The following is a 15,454-nucleotide window of genomic DNA, read 5'->3' as shown; positions in this document are numbered from 1 at the left end:
TATGCGGGTTCTCTCATTTATTATTCGTCTACGCCAAAACAGAGATAGCTTGTCTATTCCCTTTCACAAGCTTATCTTGCATAAAGCACCGAAAAATCATTACACATAGCCTACTAAATGTTATTAGCTACGAAAAAACTTTAGTACAGCTTTTACAACACGTCCTCACAAAGCCAATTCGCTAACTCGGTGACTTGAGACTTTGTAAAGTAGCGCGTTGTCCGCAAGCCTTTCTCTACTGGCAAAGGCTCATCGCTCATAGATATAACAGCGATAACGTCATGCTCATTGATAGGACTTTCGGAAACTACATGTCTCTCGGATGTAATAGCGCTTTCAGATACGGTAATTTTTTCAGCTGCTATAGGGCTTTCCCCCTTACCAGCAGTACTATTTGTAATGGTTTTAAAATTAGGAACCACCTCAATAATAGGCAATACACCTCGACTGCGTGTTTCTAATACAACCAGGTCTACTGATAAATTCTCCGCCAAGCTTGCAATATCCTTCTTTTTATTATGCTTTACAATCATAGCATAACTATGTGGCCCACTAATTGCAACAGCCTTTGCGCCAGCCTGGCTAGCTTGAAAGGTATCACTTCCTTCCCTGTCCATGGTAAATCCATGGCCATCACTTTTCACATAGCCCATTTCAAAGCCTTTATCAGTCAATGCTTTGATAAGAGCTGCCGAAATGGTTGTTTTCCCTGTCTTAGATTCTTTAGCACACACTGAAATCAACGGAACTTTCCGCCCTCTATTCAACTCTTTAGCTTGTGCTACTTTATAATCTAAGGGAGTATTTATATTCTTATAATCTAGAGCGAGTTCATCAACAGCTATATATTCAGTCTTTACTCTCTCAAATAAAGCTCTCACGTGGTATTCTTCTGCCTTAAGCAAGGCTTTTATAGGCTCAATACAACGCTTGCTATACAAAGCCCCCATAGGTTCAATCCGACCATGCAAGGTAGGCACTACACAATCAAAAGGAGCTTCACCTAAGCGAGCAAGCATATGGCTAGTCGTGGCAAAATCAAAATTCTCGAAAAATGGCATATCAATCGATACGGCTAGATATACTTCACTGCGTCCTTCTTCTAAGCCACTAACTATGCCACTTAAAGGACCATGACTGCCACCTTTATCAGTAACCACAAAGATAGTAACAGCCTCTCCTTCAGGTGGCACCCACTGCAAGCAATGCGTCGTATCCGGCTCTATAGAGGCTAGCTCACGTTCACAAAGCTTTTTATGGCCTTTGCGATCACTTAAGGGATGTGACTCAAATAAATCACCTTGCAAAGTTCTTAAATCTAATGGTGTATTGGTGGAAACAACTATATCGGATGGCTCAGCCAAGCGAGCACGCTCTAACAAATCCGTTAGCATAGTGCCTTGTTTCCAAGGTAAATCAGCCTTGCTTTGTCCCATGCGTGAGCTCTTACCACCACTTAAAATCAATACCCCACGTCTATATGCGTGATGACTATCAGTTCTCTCTAGAACGAGTCGTTTCACAGCATCACCTTCTTACGTCTTATATAATTAATATGAGTATACCAGCTTATGCAAGCACCGTCACTTAACGAGTGGACGTCTTAATACCTCGCATAATTCGCTCATAAAACAACAAAATAACAATTAAATTAATGCAAAACTCTGGCACCATATATGTGGCATTGTAAATCACAGAGTAGGCCACAGGATTTTGTCCCGGTGGCGCATAAGCAGCAAATACAACAGCTCCCGAGATGACAGATGCCATCCAACGAAATATAGCGCTAATAACAAAGCCTATACTTACACCAGCACGACTATCTCGGAAAAAGCCAGTAATGCCAATTACGCCATAGGCCACCAAATAATCTAGTAAAATACTTAAATAATGTAATGAAAATTTAGCACCTAATAAAAAGGCAATAACTCCATACATAGTACAAGCAAAAACACCATTCTTGCCGCCCCAGCGCATAGAGAAAATAACTAAAGGCACTAAATTGGCCGCATTTACTGACCCACCTTGTGGCATTTGAAATAAAACAATAAAATGAAGTACATAAGCAATAGCGATGCACAATCCAGCTTCCACTAACATCCGTGTGCGCTGTGTCTGTTTCATAAATAAAGCCTCCTCAATTCAACGCAATCAATGCTAATCCACTATTCACTTCCTTATGCACTATTTACCCAATACTATCTAGTAATTAATACTAGTAATAGTAACTTCATTATAGCATATTTATTAAACAAATGTAGTATCTAAGTAGACAAAATGAGTAGAAAATAAATTTTACAATATATAGTATAGTTCAGCTAATTTATTCAACTACATCTTGCTTATTCGTATAATTTTCTATATAATATTTAATGGATTATTATGTGATAACCATGAGAATAGGAGGATTTCCATGATTAATACAACAAACATTTTTGATTATGAAGATATTCAATTGATTCCAAATAAATGTATCGTTAACAGCCGTAGTGAATGCGATACAACTGTAAAATTAGGTTCTCATACCTTCCGCTTACCAGTTGTACCAGCTAATATGCAAACTATTATTGATGAAGAATTGGCTGAAAAATTAGCTCGTGAAAACTATTTCTATATTATGCACCGCTTTGCACCACATACTCGTTTAGATTTCATTAAACGCATGAAAGAACAAGGTCTTTATGCTTCCATCAGTATTGGTGTTAAAGATGAAGAATTTGCTTTTGTAGATGAAATCAAAGCAGCTGGTCTTTGCCCAGAATTCATTACTATCGACATTGCTCATGGTCATTCTAACTCTGTTATTAAAATGATCCAGCACATTAAAAAAGTATTACCTGAAAGCTTTGTTATTGCTGGTAATGTTGGTACTCCTGAAGCTGTTCGTGAACTTGAAAATGCTGGTGCTGATGCAACTAAAGTTGGTATTGGACCTGGTAAAGTTTGTATTACTAAATTAAAAACTGGCTTTGGTACAGGTGGCTGGCAACTATCCGCTGTTCGTTGGTGCAGCAAAGCCGCTACTAAACCTGTTATTGCTGATGGCGGTATCCGCGACCATGGCGATATTGCCAAATCTATTCGCTTTGGCGCTACTATGGTTATGATTGGTTCTTTATTTGCTGGTCATGTTGAATCTCCTGGTAAAACTGTAGAAATCGAAGGCAAGCCATATAAAGAATACTTCGGCAGTGCATCTGAATCTCAAAAAGGCGAAAAGAAAAATGTAGAAGGTAAGAAAATGTATATTCCTTCTAAAGGCAGCCTATTTGATACATTAACTGAAATGGAGCAAGACCTTCAATCTTCCATCTCTTACGCTGGTGGCAACAATCTAAACTCCATTCGCAAAGTTGACTATGTAATCGTTAAAAACTCCATTTTCAATGGTGATCGTTAATTTTTACGTAAACAGCGTTTACTAAAAAGTAACAAACTGACTAATTAACTAATAAAAATCTTCGCATTCTTTATATTTTATTATAAAATGTGATACAAAAAAGAGGCATCCTCAGGATGCCTCTTTTTCTATTATAATGATTTAATCTAGTGATATAATAACGCTTTAAACCTAGCGAGAACCCCACACTAAATTGTATACTTCTTCCCCAACACTATCTGGCACAATTGTGTCTACAGTTGTATCGTATTCATACTCATCCTCAGCATACGGCGTGCCATCAGAATAATATGGCTGCAATTCTAAGGTTTGAATTGTGTAATTTTCACGGTCTAAGCGCATACGCTCATAGTAATATTCTCCACTTGGCTCATTAATACGAACCCAGAGAACAGCCCATTCAGAATTCTTTTGCACCGAACTATTATCAATCGAAATTTGATCCCCCACTGAGCTTTCCCCAACATAATACCAGTCAGCTGCATCAACAGCATTAAAACCTACACCTAAAGCACCAACTAGACCTAAAACAGCTACATACTTTTTCCAAGATTTCATACTAACACCTCTTTACATACACATAACACAACACACAAATTATAATTATATCATTTATATAAAATTATAATAAATTTAAATAAAATGTCAAATGATTATTACTCACAATTACTTAGAACTACATTCCTTATCCCTAATTTTATCGCTGTATTTCCATAGTCTTTAACATATACAAAACTTCATAAAAATAAAATGATAAACAGTTGTACGCCGGACAATATAAAAAGCCCCCTATATATGTGTATCAACCATTCGAGCCCTTCCCCCTAGGCATTGTATGGGCGATGGGCTATAACTTTGTAAAAAACATATACACTACATTCATAATAAAAAAGATGTCACATATACGGAGCGAACATTTAGCTTGACTCAAGCCGTACATATGACAGCTTCTCTACCTCCGTATCTGTACGGCGGACAATATAAAAGCCCCCTATATATGTGCAGCGACCATTCGAGCTTGTCTCGACGGGAGCGAGCATATATAGGGGGCTTTATTTAATTGTTTGGATACAGATACACCTTACTTCCCTTGGAAGTTCGGTCTCCGTCGTTCAGCAAAGGCTCTTACGCCTTCTTTAAAATCTTCTGAGAAGCCTAAATACGTTTGTAATTCTACTTCAAGTTTAGCATATTCATCCCAACCACTGAAGAAGGCCGCCCACATTTGTTCTTTCATAGCTTTAAAGGAAAGTTCAGGTCCTTTAGCTAATCGTGTACAAAGGCGATCAGTAGTTTTAACGAGTAATTCTGGTTCACAGATTTTATATACAAAGCCATATTCTTTTGCTTTTTCAGCAGTTACAGCTTCACCAGTCATAGCAAGATGCATAGCACGATTCATACCAATCGCGCGAGTTAACAAGAACATACCACCCGCATCAGGCGCCAAACCTACATTTACAAAGGCTTGAATAAAACGGCTATTCGTAGAGGCAATACACATATCAGCGGCTAATACCATGTTAAAAGCCGCCCCAGCTACAGCACCATCAGTACTCATAACAACAGGCTTACTCATCTTTTTCATAGCAAAAGAAATTTGCATAACTAATTCTGCTATAGCCACTAAAGATTGTTGATCATCCTCTTCAACGGCACGTTTCATTTCAGATAAGTCGCCACCTACGGAAAAAACTTTACCCACGGCATTAAATAAGAGTACGCGCGCTTCTGGATTTGCTTCTGTGCGCTCAATAGCATCTAAAATCTCATTACACATAGGAATATTAAACCCATTTTGTACTTCTGGGCGATTAAAGGTAATTGTGGCAATTTTATTTTCTACTGAATACAAAATATTAGTATAGTCCATTAATAACTCCATTTCTAATCTGCGGAATTTAATTCCTTCCGTAAACTTAATACGTATGATATGTATCTCTCTTTGTTTCTAGTATACCGAATTTTATCGATATTGAAAAGGGCGAATAACAAAGGTCACGTTCGCTGTACGCCTTCAATACATCAAGTAGCGCTTAATTTTATGCCATTAGCATAGCAAATTTAATACTTCTACTTAAATATCAAGACGTCCCCAAGAACGCGACCTCATTATGTATTACAATATAATTTTGTATATATTCCAAATTGTTTTAATTATCTAGAAAAATCTTATTTTCTACAGCCTTCCCAGCCCTTACTTCACTGGACTTTTATTCTACTTCGCTTTTATTGCACTGAACTTTGCTTTTGTTGTACTTCGCTTTTATTGCACTGCACTTTGATTTTACTGCATTTTACTTTGTTCTACTTCGCATTTACTGCGCTGTACTTTACTTCTGTAGTACTATATTTTTATTTAAAAATCCCCTCTTTTACGGACTCTAAAATTTCTTTGCTAGGTTTGCCATGACCATAGAAATACGCCATCGCGATAAAGAGAATGCCACCAATCATATTTCCCAAAGTAACTGGGATTAGATTTTTCAAAACGAAATTGCCCCAAGTCAAGGAGGCAATCCCTTCTGGACTTACACCAATAGCCATAGCCTTTGCTGCAATAGCTGGGTCTTGAGCCGTCATAATACCAGCTGGAATATAGTACATATTGGCAATACTATGTTCAAAACCAGATAGCACGAACATAAAGATTGGCAAGAAAATCCCCATCACCTTAGCCGGCATGGACATGGTGGAAAAACTAAGCCATACAGCTAAACATACCAACCAGTTACAAAGGATGCCAAGCACTAAAGCGGAACCAAAAGATAAACTAATCTTTCCTAAGGCTATTTTTAGGGTCATAGCGCCTAATAAATGTCCACTACTTCCCCAAAGTCCTGATTGACAGAGACTCCAAGCAATAAATACAGAGCCTAAAAAGTTCCCTAAATACACCCAGAACCAATTGCGCAACATACGCGCTGCCGTTACTTCATTAGCTGCCAAACTTGCTGTGATAAGCACATTTCCTGTAAATAATTCACAGCCAGTAAGAACAACGAATACGAGCCCGCTACCAAAAATAAGTCCTGCCACTGTACGCCCTAGGCCAAAGGTCTCTGGCATAGATAGTAAATTATAAGCCCCCATATTAGATGCCTGCGCCGCAAACGCTATATACGCACCGGCTAAAAAACTGAGAATCAACATTCGTCCAATCGGCAACTGCGTTCTCCTAGCCCCAATCAAAATCGCTGCCGCTGTTGTTTCGATAGGTTTCAATAACATTGGTACTTGCATACACGTATCCCCCTTTAAGATTCCTTCTTACTAATCATTTTCATTCTTACTTAAGATCTCTTTACGCTCTGCGTATTCAGCTATAACAACGGCATTCTTTGGGTCTTCTTGGTCGATAAACAGTTCGGCTACATATAGTTTCTGTACCTAGTTTTACCATGTTGTTACAACAATCCCTAATACGGACTCTAGGAGTCCATTTAGCACTACACTATCTATTAATTGTAAATTAACATTCTATAGTATAGTTTGTATTCTCATTATAGCAGATAAAACTTCGTATAGATACAATTATTACAATTTTGTATATTGATTATTAATTTTGAGTATAAGTAATAATAGATTTAATTTTTTCGATTAAGAGATTACAAAACCATTACAAACACTTTACAGTCTTTTTTCTGTATCTTTTAGGGTATCTTTGTTAGGATTAGGGCAAGAAGATTCTATTATTTTACAGGAGGATTTCATTATGAATCAAAAACAGCGTCTTCGTATGACTATTATGTTAAGTTTAGCTAGTACCTTAGCTTTCTCCCCTATGATTGGTGAAGCTGCTACTGAAGCTAGTGCACAAGCAGCACCAGTAAAAGTTGTTGCTACTCAAGACTTAACCGCTAATCAAATGCCACAATTAAGCGACGATATTAAAATTTTACCTATTAATCGCGCGAAACTTTTAAAAGGCCAACAATTTGATTTTGAAGTCGAATTACCAGCTAATACTAAAGAGGTGGCGGTCACTATTAATGGCGAAGATGCAGCGAAAGTGCTAAATCAAACAGCCGAAATTACGGACCAAAGCACACATCTTTCTTATCGCTTAAATCAAGTTCATTTCACCAATACAGGTGCTCAAGTTGTAAAAGTTGTAGCATCCAATGGTGCTAGTAGCGTAACTAAAACAGCTAATTATGAAGTAGTGAACGAACAAGCTAAGAAAAAAGCTAAAAATGTTATTCTCTTCGTAGGTGACGGCATGAGCATGCAAGCTAAAGAAGTGGCGCGCATTTTATCTAAAGGCCTCTCCGAAGGTAAATACAATGATGTATTAAACATGGAGAAAATGCCTAATCTAGCCTTAATTACTACTTCTGGCTATGACTCCATTGTAACGGACTCTGCCAATAGTGCCTCAGCCTATAATACAGGCCATAAATCTGTAGTAAATGCCATGGGTGTCTATGAAAACAGCACACCTGACCCACTAGATGATCCAAAAGTTGAAACGATTGCTGAAATTGTGTCCCGTTCAAAAGGCATGTCTTATGGCATGGTCTCCACTGCCGCTGTTACGGACGCTACGCCTGCCGCCGTAACGGCCCATACGCGTCGCCGGGGCGAGCAAAACTTCATTGCCAGCGATTTCATTAACCGCAAACATCCTCCAGCAGTTGTGCTTGGTGGCGGTTCCCAATTCTTCTTACCTCTAGATGTACCAGGTTCCAAACGTAAAGACAATGTAAATGTAATTCAAGAGTTTAAAGATAAAGGCTATGAGTTTGCAGGCACTAAAACAGAACTCAATGCCCTAGGCAGTGACAAACCAATCTTAGGTCTCTTTACCTTAAACACTATGAATGTTTACATGGATCGCGCCTTCTTAGCACCAAATGAAAAAGTATTAAAAGGTTTCACTGACCAACCAGGTCTAGTTGATATGACTAAAAAAGCTATTGAAGTATTAGAAAAGAATCCAAATGGTTTCTTCCTCATGTCTGAAGCTGGTTCTATCGACAAGCAATTACACACTATGGATTGGCAACGTGCTGCCTATGACACTATCGAATTTGACCAAGCTATCAAATACGCTCAAGACTACTCTAAAGCTCATGGCGATAATACATTAATTATCGTAGTAGCTGACCATGCACATGGCATCAGCATTACTGGTACATACAGCGAAAATGATGGCAAAGTAGGTCGTGAAGGCGTACGTGTCTATGCAGATGCTAAATGGCCAACCTTCGTAGATGCTAACCAAGATGGATTCCCTGACAATCCTGATGCCGATGTGACCTTAGCTGTTCAATATGCTAACTCCCCAGATCATTATGAAAACTACCGCTTCCAGCCAACACCAAATGATCCAGCACGAGCTGGCAAAGATGGCCAAGTCATCGCTAACCCAAATCGTGCACCGCAAGGCGCTCGCCTTGTAGCTGGTTCATTGCCAACTACAACTGGCGAAACTAGCGAAGTTCACTCCGCTGACGATGTAGTACTCATGGCCCAAGGTCCTGGTTCTGAATACTTCCACGGCGTTATGGATAATACAGAAGTCTTCTTTGGTATTATGCGTGCCTTAGGCGTAGATGCTACTAAGGGTGTGGATAAGAAATGAAATTAATCAAATCCGCCGTTCGTTTTTTACTTCTCTTCTGTGTCCTACAAGGAGTGGCCTTGGCCACTCCTACTGTAGGCGCCCAGTGGCTTTCCTTTGGTGAAATGTACGCTGGAGCCACCTCTCAAGGGCTTATTTTATCGGACACCTTGCAGTCCCTCAACGGCAATACCGTGACTATGCAAGGCTATATGGCACCACCTTTAAAGCCAAGTATCAATTTCTTTGTGCTCACCGAAGTGCCTATGTCCATTTGCCCTTTCTGTTCGACTGATGCTGACTGGCCAAGCAATATTGTGGTTGTCTATTTAGATGATGCAGTTACTGCTTTGCCATATGACCAGGACATTACTGTAACAGGCCAATTAGAATTAGGTAGTTATGTAGATGGCGAAACAGGCTTTGTTAGCCTCGTTCGCATAAAAAATGCTACTGTTGAATAAACTATATTTATAGCCCTGCTCTACAGACAATCTCCGCTATATACTGGAGTGATTTTATGATTGAAATTAACAATTTAGTTCATCGTTATAAGGATGGGGAGCAATTTATTGAAGCCCTTCGCCTACCTCACTTTAAAGCTGAGACCGGTAGCCAATGGTGTCTTACCGGCGTCAGCGGAAGTGGCAAGTCTACCTTGCTACACTGCCTAGCAGGCCTCCTTAAGCCGAGTGAAGGTACAATCCAAATTGACGATATGAATATAACTGATAGCCCCTTAGCTAGCCTTACCAATTGGCGCCGGCAACATGTGGGCTACATTTTCCAAGACTTTAATCTCCTGAACTTCTTATCTGCTCAAGATAATATTTCTACCGGTGCTTATTTTAGCCACTTAACTGACAAATTGATGTATAAGAATGAGCTAGAGCAACTCATGGTATCCATGGATATTATTGGATTTGCCCACAAAAAGCCAGCCCAACTCAGTAAAGGGGAACAACAGCGCGTAGCCATTGCTAGAGCCTTAATTAAAAGCCCTAGCCTTATCTTAGCCGATGAGCCAACAGCCAATTTAGATGCCAAAAATAGTGAAATTGTGCTTAATTTGCTCAAATCCTATTGTGAAACTAAAGAAGCGACCCTCATAATCGCTACTCACGATGCATCGATTATGACAGCCTTTACCAATCAGCTTCATCTAGAGAAATCTACCGGCATCCCCCTAGAGGCTAGAAAGTCAGGTGACCTATGATTTATCGCATTGCTTGGAAACAACTATGGTCTAAACCATTGACAACACTTCTACTCCTCCTAGTCATGGCCACGTCTATTGGCCTTAGCGTATTAGTAGGGACTTTAGGATTAGGCTTTCAACAAGGCTTAACAACTGCCACCGAGCCCTTTACCTTACTCATTGGCGCCAATGGTAGTAGTCAACAAATGGTTATGAATACAGTCTTTTTACAGGATCGACCATTGAGTAATATTCCCTATAGTGAAGTAGAAAAGCTTCGCAATCAACCCAAACTAGTCTTAACTGCTGTGCCAATCGCCATGGGCGATAGTGTGGAAGGATTTAGACTCATCGGTACAGAAGCAGACATCTTCACCCTCCGTCCTAAGCCTAAAGCCCCCGAATGGCTTCGGATTGACAAGGGCGATGTCTTCAAAAAGCCATTTGAAGCTGTTATCGGTGTTGACGTAGCTGCACGTACAGGTCTCAAAGTAGGCGATACATTCTACTCCACTCATGGCCATTTAGCTAAGGGCAAGTCTCATGAAGAACATCCCTTTACAGTCGTAGGCATTTTAGATACTACTAAAGGCCCCTATGACCAGGCTGTATTAACTGATATTCAAAGCATTTGGGACTTACATGGCATGAAGACTTCAGCAGAAACCAATGTAAAAGGTCCAGTCACTACAATTCTAGTAGAGCCTATGGGGTATAGCCAAGCGTATCAATTAGCTAGCTCCTATACTAATCGTAAAGATGTGCAAATCGTCTTCCCTGCCCAAACTATCGTACAACTCTTCAATTTAATGGGCCGAGGCGAACAAATTTGGCAACCTATTGGCTATTTAATCATTGGTCTATCCTTGCTTGTAATGATAGTTACCATTTATTTATCTACCATGAGTCGAATTCGTGATTATGCTATTTTAAAGACCTTAGGCGCATCCTCTAAACAGCTTTATGCTATTTTATGTTGCCAGTCTACGACCATCCTTATTTTAGGCGTAGTACTCGGCTCCATTGCAGGCTTTAGCGTCTATGCTACCATTGCTAATTACGTAACTAGCACTTCTGCTATCCATGTGCCTAGTAGTATTACCTTATTGCCATATCCACTATTAGGACTCATCATACTGGTAGGCTTATTGGCTAGTTTAATTCCACTCTATGTATTACAAAGACGCATCAACAGCTTATTAAGCTCTATTTACTAATATTACACTCTACACACCTAATACAAAAACAACTCCCTCAGAATACTTTGAGGGAGTTGTTTTATATTGTATATTATTTTTTACCTAATATATAATCGTATGCATATTTATAGATTGTTTTATATCTACTTTTTATATCTACTTTCTATATTATTTTATGCCCACTTCACTAGCATTTGCCAACAGTGTTACCATCTCTGGTATAATATTGGCCTCATACGCTAGTACTTCTGCTTCAATAGTAAGCACTACTTGGCGCATTTGCCCTTTAAGGCCTTGAATAATGCGTACAATAGCACGCTGCTCTAATTCATCAGCTGATTCTAATACGAAATCAAAGTTCGTAACGATGATGCGATCTAATTTTACAAAGCGCTCCATGAAATCAGCTACATGTCCATATGTAACACTATCTGTGTAATCCTTAGCTAATTGTTCCCCTGTAATTTCCATGATGTTCCAATTAGCGGTGAAATCTGCTTCATAAGTAGCTAATTCTTTCAAAAATTGTGCTGTATGAGCTGCTTTTCCATGAAGAATCATTGGATTATACTCAATATCTCGTAAACGGCCTGATACATCCATAACCGCGTCTTTTACATTATCTTCCAAGGAAACCTTAGATACTAACATATCATCTTTATTTGTGCTCATAATAAACTCCTTATATAATACATTATTTAGCGGCTAACATGAGTACTCTTTACAGTTCTATAAACGTGCTAACACTGTCATAGTATTGGTGCCGTAACACTTACTATGTATATAAGTGCTTAGACCTACAAACTCGGTACGCATGAAGCCTATGAGTAATTATAAAATGGAAAAAGTCGATAGTCTAATCAGACTATCGACTTCATTGTACCACAAGTTAATCCCTTTAAGTAAGATTAACATTCACTTACTTTTTTCCTTGGCTGCTAAAGCGGCAGCTTCAGTTCTCTTACGAATTGCATCAATAAGAGGTTTTACTTCTAAGAATTCTGCATCAGTCAAACGAAAGGTCCGTCCTTTTCTATCAAATAATGATTTCTTACGGCCGGCTCCCACACGCTTTCCTCCCCATTTGTTATTTTTCATAACATCCCTCCATCTTGGGAAAAGAGTACCTCTGTCTTTCTAAAACAAAATCACTTACTTTGGTCTAACTACAGTATATACTATATAAATAGGCAAATTCAACTTTTTATTTCTAGAATCGGCAATAAAATTGCATTTTTTTGTATAATTACTTTATTTTTCAAAATTTTGCAACATTTATCTTGTTTTTAAACATAATCTATCAAGATTTTATAAAGATTTTACTACAGTAAAGTAGAAAAAATTATAGCAGTAAGTAAAAAGTCATATGACCAATTACGAACTGCTATAAAAATTTCTTAATTTCCTATTAATTTGCTAGATTTAAGTAAAATTCACCTAATATTGACTTTTACTACCTAAGCCCTCATGGGCTTATATTTTTATGCACATCTTGAATAAAACAGTTATAAACGGTCAGATAATTCCATCCAACGCTCCGTTTTTGCTTCCCATTTTGCTTCAATGTCTGCTCGTTCTTTCATGGTTGTTTGCAAGGCTTCGTAATCGCCACTAGCTTGATTTAACATAGCATCATAAGCCTTTAATAAACCCTCTAGTTCAGCTATCTCTGATTCTAACTGAACTAGCTCATCTTGTTCAGCCTTAGTCAATGGTTTAGATGTTGAAACAGGTGGCTTTAAATTCTCTATTGGATTTTCTGCTGGATGTGCTACTGGATGCCCTGCTGGATTTCCTTCCTCTACAGTGTCCGTGCGAGTATTGCTTTCTGCTACCTTGCTAGACTGACGATCATGGCGTCCACTCTTGCCAGGGCCCTCTAAATCGCCCAAATGCAACGTAATACGACCAGCTTCAATAGCCTCTTTATACTCGGAGTAGGCTCCATGAATAACTTCTATCTCGCCCTGCCCCGTGAAAATAAATACTTTATCCACAACGCGGTCTAAAAAGTAGCGATCATGGCATACTGTAATAACAACGCCGCTAAAAGTGTCTAAAAAGTCTTCTAAGACCTCTAAAGTCGGTATATCTAAGTCATTAGTCGGCTCATCTAAAAGAAGCACATTAGGAGCGCTCATAAGCAATTTTAAAAGGTATAGACGACGCTTCTCCCCGCCAGACAGCTTGCGAATAGGCACACCATGTAGCTCTGGGGTAAATAAAAAGCGTTCTAAGGCCTGACCAGCGCTCAAATGACTGCCATCAGCAAGCACAATATAGCGATAGTCTTCACGAATATAATCTAATACCCGTTGGTCCTCATCAAAAGCAGGTAATTCCTGCTTAAAATGTGCTATGCGCACAGTTTCTCCGCGACCAACTGTTCCCTCCATAGGCGTATAGGTGCCATCGAGTAAACCCATAAAAGAAGATTTACCAATCCCATTAGGCCCTACAATGCCGATGCGGTCATGACGCCCCATGTGATATGTAAAATCCTTCACAATCACTCGATCATCGAAGGCAAAATGTAAGTTTTCAATATCAAATACAGTTTTACCTAAGCGACTCTTTAAGGCTATAGGATCCATCGTATCGGCGCGACGAGCTACGTCTTGTTTCTTTAAGTTCTCAAAGCGCTGCAAACGAGCCTTTTGCTTAGTAGAGCGTGCTTGTGCGCCACGGCGAACCCATGCGAGCTCGCGCTTTAGAAATTGACGCCGCTTCTCTGCCGACGCTGCTTCACGCTCTTCACGGTCTGCCTTTAGCGCTAAAAACTTCTCATAATTACCTTCATAAGTATAAAAATGATGATTAGATAATTCTAAAATTTCATCACTTAAGGCATCAAGAAAATAGCGGTCATGTGTACTAATTACTAAACCGCCTTTGCGAGCTAGCAAATATTTCTCTAGCCAATCAATGCTCGCCTCATCCAAATGATTGGTAGGCTCATCTAAGAGCAATAGGTCTGATGGATATAAGAGGGCCTGCCCCAACGCGAGGCGACGACGCTGTCCGCCAGACAAGAGCTTAACAGGCCGCGTTAAATCAGTAAAACCGAGTTTAGACAAGATTGTCTGTCCCTGTTGCTCTACATCCCAGCCGCCATCTGTATCCATGCGCTGTAAAAGGCGTAAGTGAGCCTCACTACCAGGTGCTTCTTTAGCCACTTTTTCATATTGGCGAACTAAACCTAATACAGGATGATGAGCTAAAAAAATATTCTCTAAAATAGACGCCTCTTCATCGAATTCAGGCGCTTGAGGCAAATAATAAATAGACGCTTTGCCATTGCGTAAAATACTGCCCTTCTCAGGCTCTTGAAGCCCCGCTAAGAGCTTCAAAAAGCTTGACTTGCCCGTTCCATTCACACCGATTAAACCAATGCGCTTGGAATCTGTAAAAGTCATATTAGCGCCATCAAATAAACGACGTGTTCCATATGAATGGCCTACATCTTGTAAAGTTAATATATTCATGGATTATTTCAAAAATTCCTTTTTCATATCATCAAAGGTTAAGGCGCCAGTTAAGATAATTTTGCCATCTTCTTCAATCGTAGGCACATATTCTAAGCCTAACTTCATGCAGTGATCATCATGGGCTAAAATCGTATCTAAATAACGACCTTCAGCCAATACTTCTTTAGCACCGTTAACGCCTGCTTTTTCTGCAATCTTTAAAATAACCGCATCATCAGCAATATTTACTTGCTCTACGAAATAAGCGTGAAATACAAGATCTACATATGCTTCTTGAACACCTTGTTTAATAGCTTCTTCTAAAATTTGCAAGGACTTTTTAGTATTGTAAATCTTAAACATATCCCCTGGTGTAGCCCCTACTGGCTTGCCAAGATCATTGAGTTTCTTTTGATGCTCATAAGGATCGCTTAGATTAAAATCAATGCCTTCCAATGCAGTATCAGGATGAATTTCCCAACTGAAATATTCAACTTCAATAGGCTCCTTAGTTTCTTTCTTAATAACTTTTAAAAATTCGTGCTCATTGTAGCAATAAGGGCAACAAAAATCAAAATATACGCGAATCTTTCTCATACAAATTCATCCTTTCTAATCACTAAA

General features: G+C 39.2%; 14 protein-coding genes. 5 read left to right on the top strand and 9 right to left on the bottom strand.

Going from position 1 to position 15,454, the window contains the following annotated elements:
- Positions 1–152 precede the first annotated feature (152 nt).
- Positions 153–1,523 (bottom strand): molybdopterin-guanine dinucleotide biosynthesis protein MobB, encoded by a 1,371-nt coding sequence (locus QZR90_RS05205; protein WP_295789536.1) that lies wholly within the window; start codon positions 1,521–1,523, stop codon positions 153–155.
- Positions 1,524–1,587: 64 nt separating this feature from the next.
- Positions 1,588–2,124 carry an energy-coupled thiamine transporter ThiT gene (gene thiT, locus QZR90_RS05200; RefSeq protein ID WP_295789534.1) on the bottom strand — a complete coding sequence of 179 codons (537 nt, stop codon included), beginning with the start codon at positions 2,122–2,124 and terminating at the stop codon, positions 1,588–1,590.
- A gap of 289 nt (positions 2,125–2,413) precedes the next feature.
- Here thiT and guaC point away from each other — a divergent pair, with 289 nt between their 5' ends.
- A complete protein-coding gene (gene guaC, locus QZR90_RS05195) occupies positions 2,414–3,400 on the top strand; it encodes a GMP reductase (RefSeq protein WP_295789532.1) in 987 nt (328 codons plus the stop codon).
- A 171-nt stretch (positions 3,401–3,571) separates the two neighbouring features.
- Here the strand turns inward: guaC and QZR90_RS05190 are convergent, their stop codons facing one another.
- From QZR90_RS05190 to QZR90_RS05180, 3 genes are all read right to left on the bottom strand, one after another.
- Positions 3,572–3,958 carry a hypothetical protein gene (locus QZR90_RS05190; protein ID WP_295789530.1) on the bottom strand — a complete coding sequence of 129 codons (387 nt, stop codon included), beginning with the start codon at positions 3,956–3,958 and terminating at the stop codon, positions 3,572–3,574.
- Positions 3,959–4,481: 523 nt separating this feature from the next.
- Positions 4,482–5,273 (bottom strand): enoyl-CoA hydratase, encoded by a 792-nt coding sequence (locus QZR90_RS05185; protein ID WP_307984888.1) that lies wholly within the window; start codon positions 5,271–5,273, stop codon positions 4,482–4,484.
- Positions 5,274–5,755: 482 nt separating this feature from the next.
- The gene (locus QZR90_RS05180) at positions 5,756–6,643 is read right to left on the bottom strand and encodes a formate/nitrite transporter family protein (RefSeq protein ID WP_295789526.1); all 888 of its coding nucleotides are present in this window, start codon (positions 6,641–6,643) and stop codon (positions 5,756–5,758) included.
- 472 nt (positions 6,644–7,115) lie between these two features.
- Here QZR90_RS05180 and QZR90_RS05175 point away from each other — a divergent pair, with 472 nt between their 5' ends.
- From QZR90_RS05175 to QZR90_RS05160, 4 genes are read left to right on the top strand one after another with little or no spacing between them, the layout of a single operon-like run.
- Entirely contained in the window at positions 7,116–8,987 is a 1,872-nt protein-coding gene (locus QZR90_RS05175) for an alkaline phosphatase (protein ID WP_295789524.1), read from the top strand.
- Positions 8,984–9,430 (top strand): hypothetical protein, encoded by a 447-nt coding sequence (locus tag QZR90_RS05170; protein ID WP_295789522.1) that lies wholly within the window; start codon positions 8,984–8,986, stop codon positions 9,428–9,430. The genes QZR90_RS05175 and QZR90_RS05170 overlap by 4 nt, the downstream gene beginning before the upstream one ends.
- Positions 9,431–9,486: 56 nt before the next feature.
- Positions 9,487–10,182 carry an ABC transporter ATP-binding protein gene (locus tag QZR90_RS05165; RefSeq protein ID WP_295789520.1) on the top strand — a complete coding sequence of 232 codons (696 nt, stop codon included), beginning with the start codon at positions 9,487–9,489 and terminating at the stop codon, positions 10,180–10,182.
- Complete coding sequence (locus tag QZR90_RS05160) at positions 10,179–11,381, top strand: ABC transporter permease (protein ID WP_295789517.1); 1,203 nt, start codon at positions 10,179–10,181, stop codon at positions 11,379–11,381. Before QZR90_RS05165 ends, QZR90_RS05160 begins: the two co-directional genes overlap by 4 nt.
- Positions 11,382–11,531: 150 nt before the next feature.
- On the opposite strand, the gene QZR90_RS05155 is transcribed toward QZR90_RS05160, so the two are convergent.
- The 4 genes from QZR90_RS05155 to QZR90_RS05140 form a co-directional block, all read right to left on the bottom strand.
- Positions 11,532–12,035, bottom strand: a complete 504-nt coding sequence (locus tag QZR90_RS05155) for a DnaA ATPase domain-containing protein (RefSeq protein WP_295789515.1) — start codon at positions 12,033–12,035, stop codon at positions 11,532–11,534.
- 243 nt (positions 12,036–12,278) lie between these two features.
- Positions 12,279–12,461: a hypothetical protein gene (locus QZR90_RS05150; RefSeq protein WP_295789513.1), complete on the bottom strand. Its 183-nt coding sequence runs from the start codon at positions 12,459–12,461 to the stop codon at positions 12,279–12,281.
- Between the two features lie 407 nt (positions 12,462–12,868).
- Positions 12,869–14,848 carry an ABC-F family ATP-binding cassette domain-containing protein gene (locus QZR90_RS05145; RefSeq protein WP_295789511.1) on the bottom strand — a complete coding sequence of 660 codons (1,980 nt, stop codon included), beginning with the start codon at positions 14,846–14,848 and terminating at the stop codon, positions 12,869–12,871.
- A gap of 3 nt (positions 14,849–14,851) precedes the next feature.
- A complete protein-coding gene (locus tag QZR90_RS05140; protein WP_295789509.1) occupies positions 14,852–15,427 on the bottom strand; it encodes a DsbA family protein in 576 nt (191 codons plus the stop codon).
- Positions 15,428–15,454 lie beyond the last annotated feature (27 nt).

This window comes from uncultured Veillonella sp. (assembly GCF_900545795.1).
In the GTDB taxonomy this organism is placed as follows: domain Bacteria; phylum Bacillota; class Negativicutes; order Veillonellales; family Veillonellaceae; genus Veillonella_A.
The sequence above is the reverse complement of the archived record's forward strand: the minus strand, read 5'-3'. Positions and strand labels throughout refer to the sequence as shown.

Excerpts from the sequence above, each read along its gene's own strand:
- QZR90_RS05185 (WP_307984888.1), bottom strand. The coding sequence starts at position 5,273 with ATGGACTATACTAATATTTTGTATTCAGTAGAAAATAAAATTGCCACA.
- QZR90_RS05180 (WP_295789526.1), bottom strand. The coding sequence starts at position 6,643 with ATGCAAGTACCAATGTTATTGAAACCTATCGAAACAACAGCGGCAGCG.
- QZR90_RS05160 (WP_295789517.1), top strand. The coding sequence starts at position 10,179 with ATGATTTATCGCATTGCTTGGAAACAACTATGGTCTAAACCATTGACA.
- QZR90_RS05165 (WP_295789520.1), top strand. The coding sequence starts at position 9,487 with ATGATTGAAATTAACAATTTAGTTCATCGTTATAAGGATGGGGAGCAA.
- thiT (WP_295789534.1), bottom strand. The coding sequence starts at position 2,124 with ATGAAACAGACACAGCGCACACGGATGTTAGTGGAAGCTGGATTGTGC.
- QZR90_RS05155 (WP_295789515.1), bottom strand. The coding sequence starts at position 12,035 with ATGAGCACAAATAAAGATGATATGTTAGTATCTAAGGTTTCCTTGGAA.
- QZR90_RS05170 (WP_295789522.1), top strand. The coding sequence starts at position 8,984 with ATGAAATTAATCAAATCCGCCGTTCGTTTTTTACTTCTCTTCTGTGTC.
- guaC (WP_295789532.1), top strand. The coding sequence starts at position 2,414 with ATGATTAATACAACAAACATTTTTGATTATGAAGATATTCAATTGATT.
- QZR90_RS05190 (WP_295789530.1), bottom strand. The coding sequence starts at position 3,958 with ATGAAATCTTGGAAAAAGTATGTAGCTGTTTTAGGTCTAGTTGGTGCT.
- QZR90_RS05145 (WP_295789511.1), bottom strand. The coding sequence starts at position 14,848 with ATGAATATATTAACTTTACAAGATGTAGGCCATTCATATGGAACACGT.
- QZR90_RS05150 (WP_295789513.1), bottom strand. The coding sequence starts at position 12,461 with ATGAAAAATAACAAATGGGGAGGAAAGCGTGTGGGAGCCGGCCGTAAG.
- QZR90_RS05140 (WP_295789509.1), bottom strand. The coding sequence starts at position 15,427 with ATGAGAAAGATTCGCGTATATTTTGATTTTTGTTGCCCTTATTGCTAC.
- QZR90_RS05175 (WP_295789524.1), top strand. The coding sequence starts at position 7,116 with ATGAATCAAAAACAGCGTCTTCGTATGACTATTATGTTAAGTTTAGCT.